This is a genomic window from Nostoc sp. CALU 1950, assembly GCF_051172895.1.
GTDB classification, from domain to species: Bacteria; Cyanobacteriota; Cyanobacteriia; order Cyanobacteriales; family Nostocaceae; genus Nostoc; species Nostoc edaphicum_A.
On sequence record NZ_JBDNJQ010000127.1, the window covers coordinates 1 to 25007 of the forward strand.

The 25007-nt window shown below is 41.9% G+C and carries 20 protein-coding genes; 12 read left to right on the forward strand and 8 right to left on the reverse strand.

The window, feature by feature from the left end:
* The 6 genes from ABF638_RS27080 to ABF638_RS27105 form a co-directional block, all read left to right on the forward strand.
* On the forward strand, positions 1-189 hold a 189-nt coding region (locus ABF638_RS27080), incomplete at its 5' end, for a hypothetical protein (RefSeq protein ID WP_435025986.1).
* 279 nt (positions 190-468) lie between these two features.
* Positions 469-1494: a multicopper oxidase domain-containing protein gene (locus ABF638_RS27085; protein WP_435025987.1), complete on the forward strand. Its 1026-nt coding sequence runs from the start codon at positions 469-471 to the stop codon at positions 1492-1494.
* A 266-nt stretch (positions 1495-1760) separates the two neighbouring features.
* Positions 1761-2798: a helix-hairpin-helix domain-containing protein gene (locus ABF638_RS27090; protein WP_435025988.1), complete on the forward strand. Its 1038-nt coding sequence runs from the start codon at positions 1761-1763 to the stop codon at positions 2796-2798.
* 158 nt (positions 2799-2956) lie between these two features.
* Entirely contained in the window at positions 2957-3391 is a 435-nt protein-coding gene (locus tag ABF638_RS27095) for a ferritin-like domain-containing protein (protein WP_069068599.1), read from the forward strand.
* A gap of 136 nt (positions 3392-3527) precedes the next feature.
* Positions 3528-4496: an FTR1 family iron permease gene (locus ABF638_RS27100; protein ID WP_435025989.1), complete on the forward strand. Its 969-nt coding sequence runs from the start codon at positions 3528-3530 to the stop codon at positions 4494-4496.
* A gap of 264 nt (positions 4497-4760) precedes the next feature.
* Positions 4761-5198 (forward strand): hypothetical protein, encoded by a 438-nt coding sequence (locus tag ABF638_RS27105; RefSeq protein WP_435025990.1) that lies wholly within the window; start codon positions 4761-4763, stop codon positions 5196-5198.
* A 63-nt stretch (positions 5199-5261) separates the two neighbouring features.
* Here ABF638_RS27105 and ABF638_RS27110 read toward each other — a convergent pair whose 3' ends face one another.
* Together ABF638_RS27110 and polA are read right to left on the reverse strand one after the other, a co-directional pair.
* On the reverse strand, positions 5262-6197 hold the full coding sequence (locus tag ABF638_RS27110; RefSeq protein ID WP_435025991.1) for an ABC transporter substrate-binding protein: 936 nt from the start codon (positions 6195-6197) through the stop codon (positions 5262-5264).
* Positions 6198-6318: 121 nt separating this feature from the next.
* Complete coding sequence (gene polA / locus ABF638_RS27115) at positions 6319-9252, reverse strand: DNA polymerase I (protein WP_435025992.1); 2934 nt, start codon at positions 9250-9252, stop codon at positions 6319-6321.
* Between the two features lie 551 nt (positions 9253-9803).
* On the opposite strand from polA, the gene ABF638_RS27120 reads away from it, so the two are divergent.
* Positions 9804-10511, forward strand: coding sequence for a choice-of-anchor E domain-containing protein (locus ABF638_RS27120; protein WP_435025993.1), 708 nt, complete (start codon positions 9804-9806; stop codon positions 10509-10511).
* A gap of 267 nt (positions 10512-10778) precedes the next feature.
* On the forward strand, positions 10779-11648 hold the full coding sequence (locus tag ABF638_RS27125; protein WP_435025994.1) for a Cof-type HAD-IIB family hydrolase: 870 nt from the start codon (positions 10779-10781) through the stop codon (positions 11646-11648).
* 179 nt (positions 11649-11827) lie between these two features.
* Here the strand turns inward: ABF638_RS27125 and ABF638_RS27130 are convergent, their stop codons facing one another.
* Complete coding sequence (locus tag ABF638_RS27130) at positions 11828-12577, reverse strand: DALR anticodon-binding domain-containing protein (protein WP_435025996.1); 750 nt, start codon at positions 12575-12577, stop codon at positions 11828-11830.
* Between the two features lie 525 nt (positions 12578-13102).
* Between ABF638_RS27130 and ABF638_RS27135 the strand changes: the two genes are divergently transcribed.
* On the forward strand, positions 13103-13822 hold the full coding sequence (locus ABF638_RS27135) for a Crp/Fnr family transcriptional regulator (RefSeq protein WP_012412419.1): 720 nt from the start codon (positions 13103-13105) through the stop codon (positions 13820-13822).
* Positions 13823-13901: 79 nt separating this feature from the next.
* Here the strand turns inward: ABF638_RS27135 and ABF638_RS27140 are convergent, their stop codons facing one another.
* The 5 genes from ABF638_RS27140 to ABF638_RS27160 form a co-directional block, all read right to left on the reverse strand.
* Positions 13902-14960, reverse strand: coding sequence for a PstS family phosphate ABC transporter substrate-binding protein (locus ABF638_RS27140; RefSeq protein WP_435025997.1), 1059 nt, complete (start codon positions 14958-14960; stop codon positions 13902-13904).
* A gap of 290 nt (positions 14961-15250) precedes the next feature.
* Entirely contained in the window at positions 15251-16639 is a 1389-nt protein-coding gene (locus ABF638_RS27145) for an ABC transporter substrate-binding protein (RefSeq protein ID WP_435025999.1), read from the reverse strand.
* A 65-nt stretch (positions 16640-16704) separates the two neighbouring features.
* On the reverse strand, positions 16705-17748 hold the full coding sequence (locus ABF638_RS27150; protein ID WP_435026000.1) for a substrate-binding domain-containing protein: 1044 nt from the start codon (positions 17746-17748) through the stop codon (positions 16705-16707).
* A 26-nt stretch (positions 17749-17774) separates the two neighbouring features.
* Entirely contained in the window at positions 17775-19178 is a 1404-nt protein-coding gene (locus tag ABF638_RS27155; protein ID WP_435026001.1) for a protein kinase domain-containing protein, read from the reverse strand.
* Positions 19179-19486: 308 nt separating this feature from the next.
* Entirely contained in the window at positions 19487-20500 is a 1014-nt protein-coding gene (locus tag ABF638_RS27160; protein ID WP_181929393.1) for a LysR family transcriptional regulator, read from the reverse strand.
* Between the two features lie 212 nt (positions 20501-20712).
* On the opposite strand from ABF638_RS27160, the gene ABF638_RS27165 reads away from it, so the two are divergent.
* The 3 genes from ABF638_RS27165 (at position 20713) to ABF638_RS27175 (ending at position 24776) form a co-directional block, all read left to right on the forward strand.
* Positions 20713-21429 carry an NnrU family protein gene (locus ABF638_RS27165; protein ID WP_435026002.1) on the forward strand — a complete coding sequence of 239 codons (717 nt, stop codon included), beginning with the start codon at positions 20713-20715 and terminating at the stop codon, positions 21427-21429.
* A gap of 642 nt (positions 21430-22071) precedes the next feature.
* Positions 22072-22458 (forward strand): thioredoxin family protein, encoded by a 387-nt coding sequence (locus ABF638_RS27170; RefSeq protein WP_435026003.1) that lies wholly within the window; start codon positions 22072-22074, stop codon positions 22456-22458.
* A 215-nt stretch (positions 22459-22673) separates the two neighbouring features.
* A complete protein-coding gene (locus ABF638_RS27175) occupies positions 22674-24776 on the forward strand; it encodes an NAD(P)H-quinone oxidoreductase subunit 5 (protein ID WP_435026004.1) in 2103 nt (700 codons plus the stop codon).
* Positions 24777-25007: the final 231 nt, after the last annotated feature.

The window sequence follows — 25007 nt, forward strand, 5'->3', positions numbered from 1 at the left end:
CCCAAAGTTTGGTTTTGGGAAAGGGTTACTGGGTTTGGGTTAAAGGTTTTTAATTCCCCTTTCCCCCTTAACCGACAAGTATTGCGATTGATATTGTCTCTAAGCCAATTAAATACGCTACAAATTACCAACAGTTACTTGCTGGCGTTTATATCCAAGGTGCTGTTATACTCATTGTCTGTAGTCTAAGTAATATCAAAGTAATAAATATATCAACATCAAGCATGAACTGTTAGTTTTTTATCAGTATTATTTATACATAAAATGACGTATTAATACCGTTAATATTCCGGAAAATTGGCTGGATTTTTCACTTACTGATTCTCACTTTACCTAGATTTAATAACTTCAGTAGCAATTTTGAAACACTATAAAATTATTGACAATTATTATTAATTCCTCTAATATTTAAAAGCAATTGAAAATCTTTTGCAATTCTTTGTTTGGCGCTAACCGTAACTAAATGTCATGCCCAACAACTCCGCTCTGGGTAACGGAAAACCGTGGAGCCGCCGTCAATTACTGAAGCTGGGCCTAGCAGGTGCTGGAGTAACTGGTGCAGCTGGACTTTGGCAGATACTAAATCTACAAAGTCAGACAATCGTCAAAGTGCCACCACTCAATATAGAAGCACCAGACGGCGTTACTAACCCGATGAAGATGTTAAGGGATTTTGATTATGGGACGGTGAAGCAAGAAAATGGGCGGACTATCCGGGAATTTCAGTTAACTGCGGGTACTTCCATCATAAAACTCAATACTGCTGTCTCTTACAACATCTGGGATTTAAACGGTAGGATACCAGGGCCAACGCTACGGGCAAAACAGGGCGATCGCATCCGGGTACTATTTCTCAACAACGCAGGACATTCTCACTCTTTGCATTTTCATGGCGTTCATCCAGCAGAAATGGATGGTGTTCGCCCAATCAGCAACGGCAAAGCCACGATTTATGAATTTGATGCTGAACCTTATGGCGTTCACTTATACCACTGCCATATCGAACCAGTCACCCGCCACATCGCTAAGGGACTGTACGGAATGTTCATCATCGATCCACCAACTCCCCGTCCCCCGGCTGATGAGATTGTATTAGTGATGGGTGGGTATGACGTGAATGATGACAGCCATAATGACTATTATGCCTTCAATGGTTTGCCTCACTATTACATGCATCATCCCATTGGGATTTACAAAGATCAGTTGATTCGGCTGTATGTCCTCAACATCATTGAATACGATCCGGCAGTGACGTTTCATCTCCACGCCAACTTCTTTGATGTCTATCGCTACGGCATGAGTATGACTCCTAGCGAGAAAACTGATGTGATTACGATGGGTGTAGCAGAAAGGCACATCTTAGAATTTGCTTTTCGCTATCCAGGTAAGTATATGTTCCATCCCCATCAAGATGCGATCGCAGAAAACGGTTGTATGGGTCAATTTGAAGTAATTACTGAGAGGATCTCTCAAAATCCTGTGAAAAATTCCTGACAATATTATTTAGTATTCGTAATTAATTCATGAGAATTTTAGAGAATAGTTGATAAAAAATATCATTATATGCAACAGTAAAATCTATGACAATCTGTCAAACAAACTAGATCCTAGTAGTCTGTCAATAAATAATTGATGGATTAATTCCCTGTAGAGACGGCGATTTATCGCGTCTCTCTAACCGTCAAAATGAATTTGACAGACTACTAGTAATAGTTTGAAATTTTTCAATTAATACCTTTTAAGTTGTGTGAGAAGCAAAAATGATAAAACTTCGTTATATCTGTTTAACAGCGGCAGCAACCTTAATAGTTACCTTGAGTTCCTGTAGTAGTACGCCAACCGCAGAAAATCCATCAGCACCAGTTGCTAGCCCTCAAGCTACAGAGGCAGCAAGTAATAACAGTCATAGTGGTCACGGTGGTAAAGAAAAAATAAACATTAACACTGCCATCTTGTCAGAATTGGATAAGTTTGAAGCCAAGCTAGGTGTTCCGGCATTATCGAACAAAATCCAGGCAAGTCGTCCTTATGGGAGTCCAGAAGATTTAGTTACTAAAAAAGTAATTACTCAAGAGCAGTTCGACCAAATTAAAGACCAGGTTGGTGTTCAAGAAGTTGTACTCACAGGTGAGGCAAAAGATGTTGACTATATGTCTAAATTAGGTTTAATGAAAGGGCATCTTTTAGTAGCACAAGAACTTCTAGATCAGAATCAGCCGAAGCAAGCAGAACCTCATATAGGACATCCGGTTGAAGAAATTTACGTTGATGTAGAAGAACAATTAAATGAGCGCAAAGTTAAAGAATTTAAGACAACTTTGGTGAGTTTGCAAGATTTAGTGAAATCTAGTCCGAAGGATAGCAAAGTTAAAACTAATTTTACTTCTTCAGTACAAGCAGTTGACGGAGCGATCGCAGCTTTGCCAGAAGCTCAACGCTCAAAACCAGGATTTACGCTACAGGTAATTAACGAACTACTAGATTCAGCCAACTCCGAATATGGCGCAGCGATCGCAGATGGTAAAATAACCGCACCAATTGAGTATCAAGACTCCCGTGGTTTTGTCGTTTACGCCAATGATTTATACAAAGGAATTTCTAGTCAAGTAGCTCAAGCAGATCCCGAAGCACACAAAGCGATCGATGCTAGTTTCGCTGAACTCATAAAAGTTTGGCCCACCGCCATCCCACCAGCAAAAGCAGTCAAAACACCTAATGATGTTACCAAACTCGTGAAAACCATTGAGGAAAACTCTCAAAAAGTCGTAGACAAATCCAATACCCAAGCACAGCGATAACACTTTAATTTAATGGTAAGTATAGATTAAGGAGTTTAAAATAGTTAAGAGTTAGGAGTTATGAATTGTGAGTTATGAATCTCAAACTACTAACTCTTAACTTCCAACTTATAACTCCTAACTAATTACACTCCATTCGTTACTTGAACTAACAACTGATGCAAGAACTTGACCATAAAAAGACCATTGACCTGCTGAACGCCATCATGGAATTTGAACTAGCAGGGGTAGTGCGCTACACACATTATTCTTTGATGGTAACTGGCCCTAACCGTATTCCAATCGTGGCTTTTTTCAAAGCACAGGCAAGTGAGTCTTTACTTCATGCCGAACAAGTAGGAGAAATTCTCACCGGTTTAGATGGGCATCCCTCCCTGAAAATTGCCCCAATGGAAGAAACCTACCAGCATAAAGTCAAGGATATCTTGGAAGAAAGCTTATCCCATGAAAAAAAGGCATTGGAACTGTATAAAAATCTGCTTGAAACTGTCACCAATGCCAGCATTTATCTTGAAGAATTCGCTCGCGGTATGATTGGACAAGAAGAGATGCATAATCTCGAACTGAAAAAGATGCTACGCGATTTTAGTTAATAGTCATTTAGTCATTAGTCATTAGTCATTAGTCGTTAGTTATTAGTCATTAGTCATTAGACAAAAACAAAGGACAAAGGACTAATGACAAGGGACTAATGACAAAGGACAAAAGACAAAGGACAAAGGACAAAAGATGAATTTTAGTACTGCTCTACCTACTTTTGTAATCACACTCCGAGAAGGAGTGGAAGCTGCCCTTGTTGTTGGCATTGTACTGGCTTTGCTGAAAAAAGCTAAACAATCCCGACTCAACTCTTGGGTATATGCTGGTGTTGGCGTTGGCATTGTCGTTAGTGCCTTAATCGGTGTGCTATTCAGTTGGATAATTCAAGTACTGGGAGCAGCGAATCCTCAATACACCACCGTAGTTGAGCCAGCGCTAGAAGGTGTGTTTAGTGTATTAGCGATCGCAATGCTCAGTTGGATGCTAATCTGGATGACTAAACAAGCCAGATTCATGAAAGCTACAGTTGAGGGAGCAGTCACAGAAGCACTGACACAAAACTCAAATGCTGGCTGGGGTGTTTTTACCTTAATTTTAATTGCCGTTGTCCGCGAAGGCTTTGAAACTGTTCTCTTCGTTGCTGCTAATTTTCAACAGGGATTAATGCCAGCGTTGGGCGCTATTGCTGGTTTGGTAACGGCATCCGCTATTGGAGTGCTGCTATTTAAATGGGGTGTCAAAATTAACATCCGCCAGTTTTTTCAGGTAATGGGCATTTTATTAGTGTTGATTGTGGCTGGATTGGTAGTTTCAGCCTTGAAACATTTTGACGAAGCTGTGGCTAACCTTGCCCTTAGCAGTCGCGCTACAGAAAACCTTTGTTTCTATTACGAACATTTTACAAAAGTCCACTCCTGTATTTTGGGGCCAATGGTTTCAAATACTTCCACAATTTTGCCTGACGAACAGTTTCCTGGCATTATTCTCAAATCTTTATTTGGCTATAGAGACAATCTCTATCTTGTGCAAGCAGTGGGATACGTGGCATTTTTACTCACCATTGGAGGATTGTATTTCCGCAGCCTCGGGGGTGCTTCTCCTGAAGGTAAAAAGAATATCCCCTTTGCTCAAAAACCAATTAGTTCTGCAAAAGATTAAAAGCATAGTCAGTTACCTCGTTCCCAGTCTATGACTGGGAATTATCTTAGCGATCGCTACGCTAATGTCGATCCAGAAGTAGCTACCTTAGTTAAAGCCACAGTTAATATTTTTGCCATTGTAATTTAATACAAATGTTTTCAACTAATACCAATTTGAAAAAATAATGCAACAAATCAACTATTTGTAGAGACGCAATTCATCGCGTCTTTAGCCAAGGATGTGTTGCAATCATTAATTGAATTGGTGTAATCAAAAAAGTAAATGAGCAAAATTTTTATATTAAATTCCTTACTGTTGCTTTCTCAAATACCCAATCCTGAAACAAAATTTTTAGATTTAAAAAATGAATTAGAAAAGAAAGGATTTCAGGTAATCATTGCACTACCACCAAAGCGAGGAGCTTATGGGTTACTAAGAGAAGCTGACAAAAAAATTTGGATTAATCCCGTAGTGTTTGAGTTACATATTGGGACTCAAACACTAATCCATGAAACTGTTCATGCAGCACAGGTATGTGCCGGAAAAGGAAAAATAAAAACTTTAGGTTTAGACATTCAGCCAAGCAATTATGCTCAACCATTTTTTAGACGCTATACTGATGCCAAACGACAAGATTTAGAAAGAGAAGCCTATGCAGTACAAACTCAACCTAATAGTTTTGAATTAGCTGTATCTCTTCTTCAACAACACTGTAAATAACTAGTTTTGAGAGTTGTTAGTAAAGCTGAACACCCTTTAGTTGAGTGTTGCCAAGTAAGAAGATTAAGTTTCCTGTGGGGCAAATAACGCTTGCTTAAGCTGCTGACAAGCCTTTTCTATTGCATCTATACTACCTGGATTAACCAGACCAAAATAATCAAACACATAGACTCGGTTATTTTTAGTTGCTTGCAGTTGCTGCCAAAAAGCTTCCTTTTTCAAAGAATCTAAAAGCGCTACTTCCGAATTTCCTTGTGGAGGATTAACTAAAATTATCACCTCTGGATTTGCTTCTAAAACTTTCTCAGCCGAAAGCGTCACGTAGCCACCAACTGGGCTTTTTCCTTGTAAATCTGCTGCTATATTTTTTGCTTTAAATTTTACTAGCAAATCCCCTGCCCAACTGTTTTTATTCGGCGCTAAAATTGGTTGACGACTAACCAGTGCTAGAGTAGAAAAACTCTGAGTTGGCTTATTTGGTAAGAAAGTTTGGTAACGGTTTAACAAAGGTTGAGGATCGGCATTAATTGATTTAGCAAGTGTTTTAGTAACTTCTTCTAGAGATTCCCAGCTATTCACCTTAGTGAGCAAAGTAGGAATTCCTAGTTGCTGAAGTCTTTGAATTGGGATATTAGAAAAACCTTCAGCACCAATAACTAAATCTGGTTTGAGTGCTACCACTTTTTCTAAATTTGGCGGACTTTGACCTTCACTAACGCGGGGAATATCCTTAAATCTGGAGTCATTATTAAATAATTTACTACCAGTGATTCCAACAATTTTTGTTTTATCTAGTCGAGAGATAATATCAGCCGATAGAGAAGAAAGAGCAACCACTCTTTTTGCTGAACCTTTTGGTAATTGCTGAGAGTTCGTGTTAGTCGCCTCAGTGGTATTTTCCACTTTGGTTTGTGGTTGCTGAGTATTTGCAGTGGTGCAAGCAACTAAAACTATACTCAACAAAATTGCTAAAGTAGATACGAGCCAGCGACGATGCATATTAAAATTCCATATATGAGTAGGAATGGTATAACATTAGCATTCGTAATTCGTAATTACTAATGACACTATCAGTTGAATTACGAATTATTAATGTAATTTTTCCAATCCCCAGTTAAACTTACTTCGTCTCCATCCAATTGTCACCAACACGCGCCTCTACAAGCAAAGGCACACTCAACTGCACTGCATTTTCCATCACCGATTTAATTTGTAGTTGTAATTCTTCCCACTCATTAGGAGGGATTTCAAACACTAATTCATCATGAACTTGCAACAACAAACGCGCCTGATAGTTCTTCAAAACCTCATGCAATCTTACCATTGCAATTTTGATAATATCAGCGTTAGAACCTTGAATTGGTGCATTAGCAGCAGAGCGTAATAAACCCGCATCATAAGCACCCAAATTTTTCAATTTACTCAGATCAATATCTTCTGGATTACTGCCTTTTAATTTGCGTAAACTGTTATTAGTAAAGTCAAAATAACGACGGCGACCGAAAATAGTTTCTACATAACCAAGAGCGATCGCTTCTTTTTTTACTCGCTCCAAATATCCAAAAACTTTTGGATATCGTTCATTAAACCGCTTAATGAACTCGTTGGCAATGGTCTTATCTATCCCAGTTGAGCGTGAAAACCTGAGAGAACCCATACCATAAATCACACCAAAATTGATAGTTTTTGCCATCCCTCGTTCTTCTGAGGTGATATGTTCTTTTTCAAAAACTAACCGCGCGGTAACAGTGTGAACATCCTCATTTTGCTGATATGCTTGCACTAATATCGGCTCTTGACTCAAATGAGCCAAAATTCGTAATTCAATTTGTGAGTAATCAGCAGCCACCATTAACCAACCAGGTTCTGGCAAAAATGCCTTACGAATTTGGCGACTAAAAGCTGTACGAATGGGGATATTTTGTAAATTCGGATTAGAAGAAGATAACCTACCCGTTGATGTTGCTGCTTGGTTAAAATCAGTATGCACTCGCTGGGTATCTGGACGCACCAATGCAGGTAATGCATCAACATAAGTAGACTTTAATTTGGATAGAGTACGATACTCAATGATCGCCTCAACAAACCCAGTGTTATCATCTTCTTGAAGTCTTTCTAGTGTTGCTGCGTCTGTAGAGAAGCCCGTTTGTATTTTACGAGAATGTTTGGTGCTTAACCCCAGCTTTTCAAACAATATTTGGCTCAATTGTTTAGGAGAACCTAAGTTAAAATTTTCCCCAGCTATTTCAGTTGCTTGCTCTTTTAACCTAGCTAACTCTGTTTCTAAATGCTGCGAAAGTTCTTGCAAATAAGCTGAATTAATGCGAACACCTGTGTATTCCATTTGGGCTAAAACCGCTTCTAGTGGCTGTTCCACTTCCACTAATAGCTTAGACAAAGCTGGAAAGTTATCCAGTTCCTCGCGCAATTTCGCCACTAAACCAAAGGTAGAATAAGCATCCATCCCGCAGTAATCTGCGACGGCGGGAATATCTATATCAGCGATAGTTTTGCCTTTAGGAACTAAATCTAAGTAACTTTTAGCTATCAATCCCAAATATCGCTGCGACAAATCCATTAAATTATGACTTGAATCGGGATTGAGAATATAACTTGCCAACATGGGATCAAACACGACTCCCGCCAATTTAATTCCTTGACACCTGAGAACTAAGCGGTCAAATTTGGCATTTTGTAAAGCTTTTGGATAATCCGCACTTTCGAGAATTGGGCGTAATACTTCTAACACCAAATCTTTATGTAAATTTTCCCCAGTTTTGTGCCCCACAGGAATATAAGCTACCTCATCTGGTTTCGTTCCCCAACAGCAACCAATTCCTACTAACTCAGCATCTCTTGGTTCTAAATCCGTGGTTTCAGTGTCCCAAGCAACGGGTGTTTCTGGATTAGTGAATTTTTGTAAAATTTTCACTAACTCAGTTAATTTAGCTTCGGTATTGATGATACGTGGTGTAATTGGGGAAGTCGATTGTTGTGGAACTGCTGCTGTATCACTAGCACTAAAAAACCACAAATCGTTATCTTCCTCAGCGCTGAATTCTGAGTTATTAAAGTTAGTATTAATTGTGTCTACTTTGTCTTCAAGTTTGCCACCAAAACGCTTTTGAAGGTCGTTTATCCTGCCTAAAAAAGACTTGAATTCTAATTTTTCTAAAATTGGTGATAAGACGTTTGTATCAAACCCTTTTAATTTACAATTTTCTAAATCAAATTCTATAGGAACATCTAAAACTATGGTTGCCAAATAGCGAGACTTTTCGGCATCTTCTTTACCCATTGCCAGTTTTTTCTGAGTTGCACCTTTAATTTCATCTAACGCAGCATAAATATGCTCAAGAGAACCATAGGTATTCAGAAGTTGTACTGCTGTTTTTTCTCCAATTCCCTTGACACCAGGAATATTATCTGATTTATCACCACAAAGAGCTTTAAAATCAACAATTTGTGAAGGTAAAACGCCCATTTTCTCTTTGACTTGTTCTGCTTCAAATTCCGTGATGCTATTTGTAGAGCGCTTTAGGGCATCTGGACTAAAATTCAGAACAGTGATTTCTTTGTCAGAGTCGATTAGTTGAAATAAATCGCGATCGCCAGTGAGAATCTTCACCCTATACCCAGCCGCAGTTACTCTCTGTGCTAAGGTTCCCAAAACATCATCAGCCTCAAAACCAGGGGCAGTGAAAAAGGGTAGATTGAAGCCATTCAGCAACTCATGCAGGTTTTCTAAGTCGGGAATGAAGTCTTCTGGCGTTTCCGGGCGATCGGCTTTATAAGTCTCGTCAGCTTCGTGGCGAAAAGTTGCCTCAGCCAAATCAAAAGCGATCGCCATTGCTTGAGGCTGTTGTGTTGCCATTACCTCTAACAGGCACTTCACAAAACCAAAACATATACTGGTAGGAATCCCCGTTTTGGTACGCAGTCCTCCATCTCGCCCTTTGGCGAAAGCAAAGTATGAACGATAAGCCAAGGAGTGTCCATCTACGAGGATGAACGTGGGGCGTGTTGCAGTTGCAGAAGTGAAAGTTTCAGACATAGCCCTATTTTAGCCAGAAGCCTTGTCACATAGTTAGCAATTTCAGATGCTTGTTTAGCTTGGCTTTGGCGACAATGGCGCAATTTTTGCGTACCAATTGCTCTTACATATCATTTTAGACAAAGCGATGTCTACGCATTTGTAGCTTTAGTACGGAAGCCAAGTAGAACCAACTTTGAGCAGGGATACTAGCCCAATTAAGTACGTGAGTATAAACATACTAACCAGATAGTAACTAGATCCCCGACTTCTGGTGATAAGTCGGGGATCTATCTCCTGAACCTTTTATGTTTAATTAGGTTGACCTAGCTTACATCTCAGGAACCAACAAAAACTAGCTTAATCTTTCGACATAATATTACCCTATCAAAGCCTCTTTGCCTTAACAAAACTTTATATATACCAATCAAAAAGTCTATTTTTCGAAGGAACTTAAACATAATAACTTTACATAAAGTTACGTATATTTATCAAGACTACAAGCAAATTTTCAGAGTTAGAAATAAGTTAGTAATCCCGTAATGATTCGTTTCAGAAAAGCATCTCCGATCATGACAACAAAACTATTCAACACTCTAGCTGCTGCCACAACTTTGGCAGGAATCGTTGCAACTTCTGGAGTAGCTAATGCAGCTTCTCTCTCGTACAGTAGTTCCCTTGATTACGATTTGACGGATATCATTGAAGCATCCCTGAGCGTCCAAAAGTTTGACTCATCTTTAGGCACACTTCAAGGTGTAACAATAGAATTTACTGGCGATATCCTTGGAAATGCAGGTTTTGAAAATAGGAGTCAAACTGCGAGCCTGGTGACATTAAATCTCACCAGTGAATTCAGCTTACAACTAAATAATCAGTCTCTATTTGCACTCAATCCAGGATATAGTTACAGTTACCAAACTGCTAAATATGATGGTACCACTGATTATAGTGGCACCTCTGGAAAGACTGTTTCTAACTTAACTGCCACACAATCGGGTATCCAGTCTTTCACTAATACGCAATTCTTGCAGTCATTCATTGGTAATGGCAACATAGACTTTTTGTTCACAGCTTTAGCTGAATCAGTAGTTGCAGGATCGGGCAACATTAGATCCTATGTTGATACTTATGCCAAATCAGGTATCAAAGTAACTTATAACTACGATGAGGCTAAATCAGTACCTGAACCCTCTGCCACACTTGGAGTTGGTTTAATTGCTGGGCTTTGTTTGTTGTCACAACGCAAAAAAAGCTGGCTCAAGATGCCTAATTCATAGATTTTTTTGAATAGGTAGGTTTTTACCATTCCATCTATCAGTCAGTCTATTTAATTTAAATGAAAATGCCCGATTTTTTCGAGAATCGGGTTTTTTATTGCGCCTATTAGCCAGAATTTTAACAATTTAATTGTGTGACTCAGCATCCTCACAGTATGGAAATTTGGTTGTTGATTTGGTTGACTAGAGAAGCCAATTTTTTCTACTATTCCCCACTGGTCGCTAGAGCCTGTTAACCTCTTACTGGAACTTAAAATCTAGGAAATTATGCAGAAAGCATCTGCCACACATTTGGCATCTACCGATCATCAGGCTGTTGCAAAAGACATTAAACTACTAGTTTTGGATATAGATGGCACGATCGCCGGACACTCTAACACCATTAGTGCAGGTGTTAAGCAAGCTATTATTGCGGCGCAAGAACGAGGAATTCAAGTGGCGATCGCTACAGGTCGAATGTATCGTTCAGCTTTGCACTTTCACCAAGACATTGGCTCTACACTACCATTAATGGCCTATCAGGGAGCCTGGATTCAAGACCCGATCACCCAAAAAATTCATCGCCATTGGGTTGTTTCCAGAGAAATCGCCCACCAGTTACTCGACTATTTTGAAAAGCCTGAGTTGCGATCGCTTCTATCTGTCCACTTTTACATAAATGATCAGCTATACGTCCGTGAGTTAACCAGAGAAACCCAAATGTATGCAGAACGTTCTGGTATTACGCCGATTCCTGTGGGTGATTTGCGTCAAGCCTTAACGAATGAACCGACAAAAATTCTTGCTTTGTGTGATGACACTGATGTTATCGACAAGCTATTAGGAAATTTGCGCCGCCAATACACACCCGCTGAACTTTATCTGACAACATCTGTTGCTACCTTTTTTGAAGCAACGAACGCCTCTGTGAATAAGGGGACGGCTGTACGTTACCTAGCCGAAGAATTATTAGGATTACAGTTAGCCAATGTTATGGCCATTGGCGATAACTTCAATGATGTGGAAATGCTGGAGTATGTTGGACTTGGTGTAGCTATGGGCAACGCACCAGCAGCAGTACAAGCGATCGCTAGGTGGGTAGCTCCTAGCGTAGAAGAAGATGGGGCAGCAGTCGCAATTGAAAAGTTTTTACTGTAGTGAAGGCACTTTTTTAAACCCAACCCATATAAATCAGAAAGGACACCGACGACTGGCCGTGTTTCGTCTCGGTGCCCTAGCTGGTTCGCTCCTCACACACCTGCTAATGTAGCCGAGGTGGTGCATTGAGTCAATAGCTATATTAAAGTTTTTATTTTTACCTAAGCGACATTACCGATTTATAACTCCAAAGGCGCAAAAACATCCAGGTTTTCCTCTAGGACAAATCTTAATACTGACTGAGTAGCCATGAGCAATCCGAGTCTGGCTTGGGCTAGCTCTGGTGATTTAATTTTTACCTCACCCCAAATCCGGCAATTAGACCAGAATTTTTCAAAAGCTTGGCTCAAATTCAGCGCCACTTTTTCCCATTTTACAGAACCGTTAACATCAGGGCACTCAATATCGTCTATCACTTGTATTAACTCGCCAATTAGCTGACGCTCATCTGGGTGATTTAACCGCAGTGTTCCGTCACAATTAAGCCAAGGTAGAGGGTTAGGAGAGATAACATCCCAAAAAGCTGAACTAGTATTTGGAACTGGTTCTCTAAGTTTAATCAACCCCTCTCGATGAGCTAAAAGCACTAGGGAACAGCAGCGCGCGTGAGCATATTGAACAGCAAACAAAGAATTGGGCACTGAGGAGGCAGGAGGCAGAAGGCAGGATGTAGGAGGCAGGAGGTAGAAGTTCTTTAATTTTGAATTTTGAATTTTGAATTTTGAATTGATTTCTCCCCCTACTTCCTGCTCCCTGCCCCCCATCTCCCCCTCTTCCCCCGAACTCCCCACTGCGAGACTTTGTAACCAAGTCGCTAAGGTTGAGTGAGTTAATTCAAAATGTATCCAACCAGGGGGAACTATTTGGATGCTAAAAACGTCGCCACAGATCCCTGATATATCTGAGGCGATCGCACTGGCCAGCTCCATTGCTTTTCGATTCTGAGATTTTGATAGTCGCAGGGACACACTTGAGATGTATAAAACTCTATGATCATCTCTACCTTTATATAGAGGAATTTTCTCATCTTTTATGCATTCGTTTTCTGCTTTATAAGTATCAATGCTTAGTGCTTTTATTAAATAACTGTACACTAGCAGCTTGATTGACGTGTAGTTGCTAACTGGTAATTTATAATGCACGTAATATTTCTTAAATAGCCATGTAAGATATATTTGTTACATTTTTGTCATCTATCTTGCGGTATAAATTTAATTTAGATGAAGAAAAATGAGAAGAGGATAAAATTTGATGAATAATCGATGAATAGTAAGTAAACTTTACTACCATCATTGTACAGTAGGAAGTATAACAAAAGAGTAGAGAGTAATTTGCTTTCTATTCTTTGGATTGGCTGGCGCTGTTAGGCGTTAAGCCTGCCTCGCCAACACAAAGACACTCCTTGCACCCTTTTATTTACGTCTTTGTCTTCAGCCGAACGCTCTTTGTTACCTATGCAATCTCCATCCTCCTTTTCTGAGGCATCACGGCCTTTTTTGACTTGGCAACGCATTCTTGACTGGGCTCAAGAACACTACCGCTGCCGCACCTTTAGCAAAGATGAGCGCATTCCAGCCCGGCCTGGATTGCTGTATTTGGTGCAAAGGGGTGCGATCCGTATGGTAGGAACCGCACAAGTTAGTGCGACTGCTAGTCAGCTAACGTCTCGACGAATCAACAGAACTCCAGAAGAAGCGTTCTTGGGTTTTGTGGGAGCGGGACAGCCATTTGAAATTGTTGCTCAATCACCATTCACACTCCAGGCTTACGCCCATGTTGATCAAACTGCGGTGCTGTGGATGTACTGGCACGATTTAGACAATTGGCCTCACTTCCGTCGCGAAGTTATGGATGCCTTTAGGTATCAGCACCAGCGTAAGCTGCTGTGGCTGAGTGCCTTGGGACAACGTCGCACAATTGACCGACTCTTAGGATTTCTCACATTGTTAATTGAGGAATATGGAGAGCCAGCAATGAGCGACACTGATCCTGATGTGATTCGCGGTTATTGTCTGCCCTTTCCCCTCACCCATGCCCAAATTGGTAGCGCGATTGGTTCTACTCGTGTCACCGTCACCCGCTTGATGGGTAAGCTACGTCAACGTGGCTTAATCTTGACTCAAGGGGATAATCTAATCTGCTTGCCAGCAGAATCGATTAATAGAGCTGGTTAAGGTAGAGTTCAGAGCGGCGATTTCCGCCACTCTGTCTTAAGTGCGATTGGCTACGCCCTATTGGAAGCGATCGCAGGAGTCAGCGAATTTTGACAAACCCTGCTTGGGTAATCAGTTCCTGTCCCTGCTCAGTCAGCAGTAAGTTGGCATAAGCGACACCTGCTTGCTGCTCAGTCTGATCATTCTGTTTGACCACCACAAACAGATTGCGGGTAATTGGGTATTTTCCTGATTGGAAAGCTTCGATGTTCAACTTGTTCCGTTTACCAGGACATTCAGACGGGAGGACAGAAGGTTCTTGGTATGGAGCAATGTATTGCCCTTGCGTCCGCCCCAACGGCAAGGCTTTGATTGAGCATTGAGGAATCACCTCTGGGGCAGAAGCGTAGTAGATGCTGCCAGGACTACCAGCCAATTTTTGCAAGGCTTGGGTGGTTGTGGAGATAAATTCCACATTGGAGCTGAAAGCTTGACCACCCAAGATGTCTTGGACAAAAAGTTCGACTGTACCGCCATCAGTAATGCGGCGGGAATAGGGCTTAATCGGGATATTGGGGCCGCCCACCTGGCTCCAATTATTGATTTTGCCTATGTAAATTGACTTTAACTGTTCTACCGTTAGTCCTGGGATATTCAGGTTGGGATTAACTGCAACCGCTAAACCATCAATTGCCACAGGAATTTGTTTTAAACTGAATCCACGCTGCTGGGCACGGCTTAATTCCTGATCTAGAACTGGTCGAGAGGACTGGGCAAAGGCTAGTTGACCATCTATTAACGACTGGATGCCAGTACCAGAACCAGGAGATGCATTGCTGGGTTCTACATAGCGCAGCCGTAACTCTGGCCGCGCGGCTTGAATTGCGGAATCAACTATTAGTCGAATCGGTGCCCAAGATGTACTGCCACCGTAATTGAATAATCCTGTGGGAACATCCTTTACTAAAGAGAAAGTCCCGCTGCTAGGTTTTCCTGATGCGGCTTGGGGCGTGTTGGTGTTACCAGAATTATTACCAGAATTAATTGTATTTAGCTCCAAACCAGACTTTCTACTGAACCACCAAAAACCGCCAGCTATTAGCCCAACCGTAATCAGTATTGATAATACAAGAATAGGTATTTCATTTTTTTGGGACATAGTAAATTAACCCCGCGTCCATTCAATATAAGTGCTTGATAGGTGCTTGCTACTTGAGATTGTATTTGGAGGACGGGTGTTTTATTAGCAAATTATGACAAATCCTAACTTCTGATTACTTTAGAAGCCAAGTATAGTAAATTTCACCTAAATTATTTGTCTCTTGTCTCAAGGTTTGAGTGCTTGTGATAATAAGTTGACAGTAAGATTTTTTCCCATAAAGCTCAATTTCCCATGTTGAGAGCTTTTCCAGGTTAAGTATTGGTTAATTTTTAATTTTTTCTTACCGATTAACGCACTGGTTCAAAGTCATAACCAGTGCGGGAGCGGGAACCAGGAACAATTTTTACAAGTTGGACTGGGGCATTGCGATCGCCTGATGCTAAAAATCGAATTGTGCCAGAAGCGCCGCTGGTAGAAAATTCAGAGGATGCTAATGCTTGTTGAACTCCCGATCGTGTGGGATTGCGTTCTAATGCCGCAATTAGAGCGACAGTGGCATCATAGCTGAGGGCGCTTCGCCAACTCACATCACCACCCCATAACTGCCGCGATTTCTGAGGAAAATCTGACTTAGGATCGCCCTCAATATGCCAAGGAACTGCCACTACCATCCCCGCGGCTTGCTCTCTGCCAATTTCTAAAGTTTTAACGGTGTAAACATCATCTCCCCCCAGCAGAGTTAACCGTTTCTGGTTAATCTGAATTACTTGCAGCGCTTTATCGAGAGTTGCAGTGTTAGCAGCTAACATCAACACTTCTGCACCTTGCTTTGTTGCTTGTTCTACACTTCTAGCCGCACTAAAATCCGCTTTGGATAAGTCAAATTCGCTGGATACCTGTCCACCCTCTAGGGAAACAGATGAAACAAACTCCGACTTTAAAGACTGGCTATAGTTACTCTGGGAATTAAAGAAAACCACTGCATTTTTTTTCTGTAAGGTTCTCACCATGTAGTTAGCTAGACTCCTAGCAGCCATAAAATCACTAGGAACCGTGCGAAAAACGTAGCGGCTAAAGTTAGAAATTTTGACAGATGTGCTGGTAGGAGAAATTGCTACAAGTTGTCCAGAGGTATAGATAGTACCTGCGGCTAAGGTGGAATCGCTAGTATTGGGCCCAACTACACCTAAGACTTCGGAATTGCTGACTAGGCTGGAAGCAATTTGTTTGGCTATTTCTGGATTGTCGTCGTCATTAGCTATCCCTACCCTCAACGGCACTCCCTTGACTCCACCAGAGGTATTAATTTGATTTTGGGCTTGGGCAATACCACGTAAAATTTCTAAAGAAACATTGGGGTCAGTGCCAAATGGTACAGAACCCATGATGGTGTAACTCTTGGAAGAACCGATCCGGGCATTGTTAAGAAATATCAGAGCTTCTGGATCGTTACGGTTGAGTTTTAGGGCAGCGGTGAAATTGGCGATCGCTTTGTCATAACTTTTATTAGCGATCGCCTGTACTCCTTCTTTTTTAACTGGGGAAATCTCACCGGAAGTAAAGGTTTTTTCCCCAAAACTAAGGCGGTCTTGGCTGACTGTTTCTGGGTTTTGAGTAATGGTATTACCAATTTTGACCCCAGAGTTGTTAGTAAACCACCAAAAACCACTGCCAACTATTCCAACTGTCAGCAGCAGGGCCAAAGCTAAAATTGTGGTTTCATTCTTTTGTGACATGAACAAATTTGAATAAAGTAAATATGTTTATTATTTGATTATTTGGCTAAATCTAAGCATTCTGATCATTTAATTCTGACAAATCCAACTTTTTCGATTAGTTCTTGACCTTGAGGTGTCAGCAGCCAATTTGCATAAGCTTCACCAGCTTGCTGATCTGTTTGACCATTCTGTTTAACGATTACAAATAAATTGCGGGTAATTGCATAATCTCCACTACGAAATACCTTAGTATTCAACTGATTACGCTTACTAGGGCATTCAGATTGAGGTATAAATGGTTCCTGGTAGGGAGGCACAAATTGACCACTTGTCCGCCCTAGTGGGAGGGACTTAATCGTACATTGGGGTACAACCTCTGGGGCAGAAGCATAGTAAATTGCGCCAGTATTCACTGCTACTTTTCGTACTGCTTCTGTGGTCGTGCCAATGTAACTAACGTTGGTACCAAAATTCTCTTTATTTAAAACATTTTCGACAAAAAATTCTACTGTACCCCCAGCTTCTTTACTGCGAGAGTAGACTGTAATTGGCAAATTTGGCCCACCTACCTGTTGCCAATTAGTAATCTTGCCCGTGTAGATGTCTTTGAGTTGGGCGACAGTTAAACCAGGGATATTGAGATTGTGGTTAACTGCGATCGCAATACCATCAATCGCCACCGGTATTTCTTTCAAACTAAATTCTTTTTGTTTAGCTTCTGTATTTTCTTCAGCTTTCACTGAGCGAGAAGATTGAGAAAAAGCCAGTTGATTATCTATCAACATCCGAATGCCTGTTCCCGATCCTGCTTGACCTGAAGGAGGTTGAGTGTAGCGTAAAATAAACCGAGGGCATTGAGTTTGCAGTATGAAGTCTACATCTTTACGGATGGGTGCCCAGGTTGTGCTACCACCATAGTTGAATGTCCCCTCTGGAAGATTTGCCACGTTACATCTGTTGACAAACTGGTTTATGGGATTATTTGTATTACCAGTCTCCGAAGGTTTAGAAGCAGTTCCACTCAACTGCGCCCACCGTTCCATAAGAAACCATAGACCACCAAATATTAAACCAATAGTGATGATAACGGCTAAAAAAAGACTAAGTGTTTCGTTTTTCTGAGACATTATGTGGCTGTTAGCACCAGGAATTTTTAAAGTAAGAGAGATAATAATTTATAAATAAGTCGAAATACGGCTGTCAGTGAAATGGCTACTAAGCCTGCGGCAACTGCTAAAATAACTACTGACAAAATGTCAAGTCCCCCGCGTAAAAAGGGGAGAAAAAAAATAATCGCAAAAGTAATTGTTGGAATAATTAATAAATCGAATTTTTCAATCCACCGTCTGGTTTGAGCAAATATCAGTATCCCCAAAATCACAGCTGCAACGCTTAAAGTAACTATTGGTGATTTTACTAAACTGAAGAGAGCGATCGCGATCAATGCACCCTCAAATCCACTAAACGCCGCCCCACCCAACAATTCCAGTGTAGAAAATGCTGGTTGAGTTGGTGGACGACGGGGGACGACAGGACTGGAACTTTTGGGTGTTTGTGGCGGGAGGGTTGCAGAGGGCGAGTTAAGTTGTGTAGGGGCTTGAGCCGCCTGTGAGTTAAGTACACGTAGAACCTCTTGGGCTGACTGGAAGCGCTGATTAGCGGCGGGTAGCAGCATCTTGTCTAAAATGTCAGCAAGGCGAGGGTTGACACTAACTTGCGATCGCCATTTCCACTGGTTGCTATAGGCATCAAATAGTTGAATTGCTTCCTGATTTGTTAACAAGGTAATCAGAGTTACAGCTAAAGCGTATAAATCCGTAGATGGAAATACTTGACCCCCAGCCATCTGCTCAGGTGGTGCAAATCCCATAGAATAAATTCCTGTGGAAGAAGCAGCAGAACCAGATGCAGCATTTGTGACTTGTTTAACTGCACCAAAATCTAGTAAAAAAAGCTTACCATCACGACGACGCATGATGTTAGAAGGTTTAATGTCTCTGTGGATAATGCCTCTGTCATGGACAAAATCTAATACCTTCAGAATTTCTTGCAATACCTCTAACACCTGCTTTTCAGAAAATTTGCCCTGTTGAACTAATTCTTCTTCTAGGTTTTGCCCATCAATGTATTCTTGTACCAAGTAAAAAAATTGGTCTTGCTCTCCTGCTTGCAAGCTATTAACTATCACTGGAAAGAAGGCAAATAAGTCAGGAATTTGATCGTGATCGTTACCAAGTTGTGCTAAAACTTCTGCCTCTCTCTCAAACATCAACTGTGCTTGTTGCAGTTGAGTTAAGGTTAAATTTCCTGCTGGTTGGAACTGCTTAACTACGCATTGACGCATTCCCGGTATTCGGCGATCGCGTGCCAAAAAGGCTGCTCCAAACCCGCCCCTTCCCAGCAGCTTCGTTGGCACGTATCGACCATCTAGCATCAGTGGCATTCCACAGGTAGTGCAATACTTTTGCTGGGTTGTTTTCAGTGTCGTAACATCATCTAAATCAGCAAAATAGTTTTGCGGTCGTGGACAACGTGGACGAGTGCAGTAAACTTCCATTTTCGTGATTAGTCAAAATAATTCGTAATTGATAATACTCGCCATTCGCGTAGCGTCTCGTAGAGAAGGCGAGAAGCAAGCGACGTAATTCGTAATTAGTTCAGGTTACAGAGAAACTAAATTTCTTAATGAAGAACAGGAACCTTTTTTTTCTGATATTAAACCCTTGGCTTGCCTACAGCACTCTGCACGAACAGCGATAGGTTAATAATTACGAATTACGTTAGCGCAGCGGTAGCGAGTCCGCGTTCGCTTTTAGCGTCTCGTAGAGAGCGTCATTACGAATTATTTGGTCAAATGACCTAATTTTATTCTTCGCTGGAGGAGATGGGCGTTGCTATCTCTAATGTAGTTAACACTATGTTTTTTTGTGCTAATTTTAACACATCTTGGTTCCATCCTGGGTTAGCAAATTGGGGTAAAATTTCTTGACTAAAGGCTTCTGCGGCCTTGGATCTATAGCGATTGGGATTAAAAATCAGCCACAGTGTCCGTTTGACAACGACGCCTTCAATGTTGGCAAAGTGTAGAACGCCCATTTGTAACTCTTTAGCGATCGCACTTGTTGAGACAAAGGCAGCCCCCAAACCAGATTGGACAGCATTTTTAATGGCTTCAATGGAATTCAATTCCATTTCCACCTTCAAACGTCTGGTATCAATTTCACAGCGTGCTAACACTTGGTCAATTACTTTGCGGATAGTCGATTGGGAATCTAGGGCAATGAATTGTAATTTATATAGGTCTTCTTTTTGGATTTTTTCAAGTTTGGCAAAGGGATGAAAGACAGGTAAAATCAGCGCTAGTTCGTCTTCAGCGTAAGGAATAACTTCTAAAGATTCCGACAGTTCTCCAGGAATTTCACCGCCGATAATCGCTAGATCAACTTGTCCGTTAGCAACACTCCAAGCAGTCCGCCGGGTGGAGTGGACGTGTAATTGCACCGCCACATCTGGATATTTTTGTCGGAACATGCCGATCATTCTGGGTAAAAGATAAGTGCCGGTGGTTTGAGAAGCACCGACAATCAAAGTACCGCCTTGAAGATTTTGCAAATCCTCAATCGCACGGCAGGTTTCCTGACACAGACTGAGGATTTTTTCACCGTAGTTTAAGAGTAGATGCCCGGCTTCGGTTAATTGGGCGCGTCGTCCTCCACGGTCGAATAAGGGGACATCGAGTTGCCGTTCGAGATTTTGCACTTGCAAACTCACGGCGGGCTGGGAGACATAAAGACTATCAGCGGCACGCTTGAAGCTTCCTTCAACAGCGATCGCTTTCAGGATACGTAACTGATCTAAAGTGAAAGGAAGGTCAGACATAAGGCTCAACCCACAAACTTTTAAAGGAGCAGATGCACGCAATGAATCCGGTTTGGCAGCAATCAGCCGGACATGATTTGTTGCATATTGAACTTGAAGGCTTGACTCGAAAAAGACAGTAGCACAACATCTTGACTAAAGTCCCCTTTTGAATACTTTGTGGTATTGGTTGTACTGAATTCAATTTTCTTTAAATTACTTCACCGGTGTATATGCTGCTGATTTCTTGGTTGACACCCAGTCATTTTGTCATACTGGGGTTACAAATAGTTTTTGCGATCGCTCACAGTGGAGGCGCTGCTTTGCGTCCTTGGGCAGAAAAGTATATTGGCCCAAGGCTTTATCGCATTTTCTTTGCATTAGTCAGCCTACCGTTGGCTGTGATATTAATTATTTACTTTTTTGGGCACCGCTATGATGGTTTGCAACTTTGGCAGGTACAAGGGGTGCCAGGAGTACGAGAATTTGTTTGGCTGCTGTCAGCAATCTCGTTTTTGTTTTTATATCCTGCTACCTTCAATCTACTAGAAATTGCTGCCATTCAAAAGCCCCAAGTTCATCTCTACGAAACAGGAATTATTCGGATTACCCGTCATCCCCAGATGGTAGGACAAATAATTTGGTGTGTTGCTCATACTCTGTGGTTGGGTACTACCTTTACCCTTGTGACTTCCATTGGATTAGTATTGCATCACTTGTTTGGGGTTTGGCACGGGGATCGCCGTTTGAGCGATCGCTATGGGGAAACTTTTGAACTTGCCAAACAGCGGACTTCAATTATTCCCTTTAAAGCAATTATTGACGGGCGTCAATCTCTCAAATGGCAGGAATTTCTACGTCCTTCATATTTGGGAGTTGCTATTTTTATAGCTTTGCTTTGGTGGTCGCACCCTCTGTTACTGGAAGCAACTAGTAGGATAGCATGGTAAATTTAGGCGATCCCCAGTGTCAACAGAAAATCCGAAATAGATGGAAATTTAAGCTTATCAATTACCCCAAATCAATGTAGGATAAATTCAAACATCTATCAGTGGGGGTGCGTTCAGTCAGCTTGAGATTCTATATTGGTAGTCGTTAGTCAGTTGCCTTTCCTTGGGAGTTAATGGCAGATTCAGTCAACCCCCAGGCAGCCACAGCGGTCAGTAGTTTAACATCAAAAAAAGCCAACGCGACTTCTACGGTGGCTTTTTTGTCAGAGACACATTAATGCGCTCAATTTTTATTTAATTATTCTGTGTCCTGAAAGTTGGTGTCCTGAAAGTTGGTGTCCTGAAAGCATCTATCGGCAGTTACTGATTTGCCAATCCTTCACCGAAGTTAGTGCTGAGTGCTGAGTCCTGAGTAAAATCAAGCAATTTAGTATTCATTGCTTGGCAATTAGTCCCAAGCCCCCTTGTACTCTAAAAGAAAAAGAAACGAGTTCCTCATTGAATCCCTTAACTTTAGTTATGGACTTATACTCAACACGGGCTAAACGCCCCCTACCGCTAACAGGACTCGGAACTCAGCACCACTGAATTTAGTGCTGATAGCTAGTTTGATATAAAAACCTTAATAATCCAAGAGGCGTCATGGTGTTGTCGGTTAGTGAGCGGACATTTACTCAAGAAGTTTTAGAATCTCCTATTCCTGTTTTAGTTAATTTTGAAGCACCTTGGTGTGGCTTGTGTCGGATTATCCACCCACTGTTGTTGCAATTTCAAGCCCAATGCGGGGAAGAAATTAAATTAGTTAGCGTTAACGCCGATCAAAATTTTAAATTGTCTACTACTTATAGGCTAAAATCACTACCCACTTTACTATTGATTGAAAATGGTGCCATTCGCCATCGCTTGGAATGCTTTCGCGGCAGAGAAGATTTACGTCTAGCTTTAGAAGAGATTAAAGCCAGCTACAGCAATTACCCCAAAATCTACAAAAGTTCCAAAACAGTGGACTTAGAGTGTCGATCAGCTTGATGGATACTGGGTATTGGGCATTGGGCATGATAGGGCATGGGACAAATGACAAATGACGAGTGACTAATGACCAATGACGAGTGACCAAATCTAAAACCATGCTTAACACCCCACCCAAAGGTCATTGGGTGGGTTATTTTATGCTAAAGGGTGTGTGTCACAATTATTAACAGTTTCGACACGCTAATCAAGAATTCTAAAAGTAGGCGTCAGTGATGGAAGTAATCTATCAGTATGCCTGGCTGATTCCGGTGTTCCCTCTTTTTGGGGCAATGCTGGTCGGTCTAGGGTTAATCTCGTTGAATCAGGTGACAAACCGCCTACGGCAGCTCAATGCTGTGGTGATTATCTCCATGATGGCAGCAGCTATGGGGCTGTCGTTTGCCTTGTTATGGAGTCAAATTCAAGGACATGCGCCTTATCTCCGCACCTTTGAGTGGGCGGCAGCAGGTAATTTTCACCTGAGCATGGGCTACACTATTGACCACCTGACAGCCCTTATGCTGGTGATTGTAACCACGGTAGCCTGCTTAGTCATGGTTTACACCGATGGCTACATGGCTCACGATCCCGGTTATGTGAGGTTTTACGCCTATCTCAGTTTATTTGGCTCCTCAATGTTAGGTCTGGTGATCAGCCCCAACCTAGTACAGATTTATATATTCTGGGAACTGGTCGGGATGTGTTCCTACTTGCTGGTCGGTTTTTGGTACGATCGCAAGTCAGCAGCCGATGCGGCGCAAAAAGCGTTTGTAACCAACCGCGTAGGCGACTTTGGTTTGTTACTCGGCATTTTGGGACTATTCTGGGCAACAGGAAGCTTTGATTTTAATATCATGGGCGATCGCCTCGCCCAACTCGTAGAATCAGGTTCGATCAGCAATTTTCTCGCTGTCCTGTTTGCGATTTTAGTTTTCTTAGGCCCAGTAGCAAAATCAGCCCAATTCCCTCTCCATGTCTGGCTACCAGACGCGATGGAAGGCCCCACCCCCATTTCTGCCTTGATTCACGCGGCAACAATGGTGGCAGCGGGTGTTTTCCTAATTGCCCGGATGTACCCAGTATTTGAAGGCGTCCCTGTCGCAATGAATGTCATTGCCTTTACTGGGGCGTTTACGGCGTTTTTAGGGGCTAGCATTGCCATTACCCAAAACGACATCAAAAAGGGCTTGGCTTACTCCACCATTTCCCAACTGGGTTACATGGTGATGGCAATGGGAATAGGTTCCTACAGTGCTGGACTATTCCACCTGATGACCCACGCCTATTTCAAGGCGATGCTGTTCTTGGGTTCAGGTTCAGTAATTCATGGCATGGAAGGTGTTGTTGGACACGACCCCGCTTTAGCTCAAGATATGCGCTTGATGGGTGGACTGCGAAAGTATATGCCCGTCACGTCAATTACCTTTTTGATTGGTTGCTTGGCAATTTCTGGTATTCCGCCCTTTGCTGGCTTCTGGTCAAAAGATGAAATCCTGGGGAAGGCTTTTGAGGCTAATCCACTTCTCTGGTTCATCGGCTGGCTAACTGCCGGGATTACTGCTTTCTATATGTTTAGAATGTATTTCATGACATTTGAAGGCAAATTCCGGGGTACTGACGAGAAAATCAAGGAAAAACTCAAGAAAGCTGCGGCCACAATTGTCCTGGAATTAGAGTCAGAAGAACCAGTCCCGAATTTTGGGCCTGGGGCGATGAAGAAAGGAGAATTGGCGGCAACTAGTCAGCAGCATGATTCCCATGACTCCCACGGGCATCACAGCGACTCCCCCCACGAATCGCCGTGGACAATGACACTGCCGTTGGCACTGTTGGCTGTGCCTTCTATTTTGATTGGTTTGGTGGGAACTCCCTACGCCAATTATTTTGAAGAGTTTATCTTTCCTCCTAGTGAAACTCTCTCCGAAGTTATAGAAAAGGCTTCCGAGTTCAATCCGACGGAATTTTACATTATGGCGGGTGCCTCAGTCGGAATTTCCTTGATTGCGATTACCCTGGCTTCGCTGATGTATTTACGTCGTAAAATTGACCCGGCTGCGATCGCTGCTCAAATCAAACCACTTTACGAGTTATCTCTTAACAAGTGGTATTTTGATGACATTTACCATCGGGTTTTTGTCCTCGGCTTGCGTCGCCTAGCTAGACAAGTTATGGAAGTTGACTTCCGCGTTGTCGATGGTGCTGTTAACCTCACAGGCTTTTTCACCCTTGTCAGCGGTGAAGGTCTGAAGTACCTAGAAAACGGTCGCGCTCAATTCTATGCCTTGATTGTGTTTGGGGCAGTTTTGGGCTTAGTGATTGTCTTTGGTGTTACCTGATTTTAATAGGGGTGGACATTCGTCCACCCCTACATGATTTATTGAACTTTTTTATACAGCCATTTTCAAGTAAGTGAACTAAATCTTTTTTGTTTCACGCAGAGTCGCAGAGAGAAATTGAGAGTTAGGTCTGAAAAGATGACAATATTTTTTAATCCAAGCCATAAGAGTTTAGCCAAAAGTGTTGAATGTTAAGAAAAATCCGATAAAAATAGCCCAAAATATGTTAAA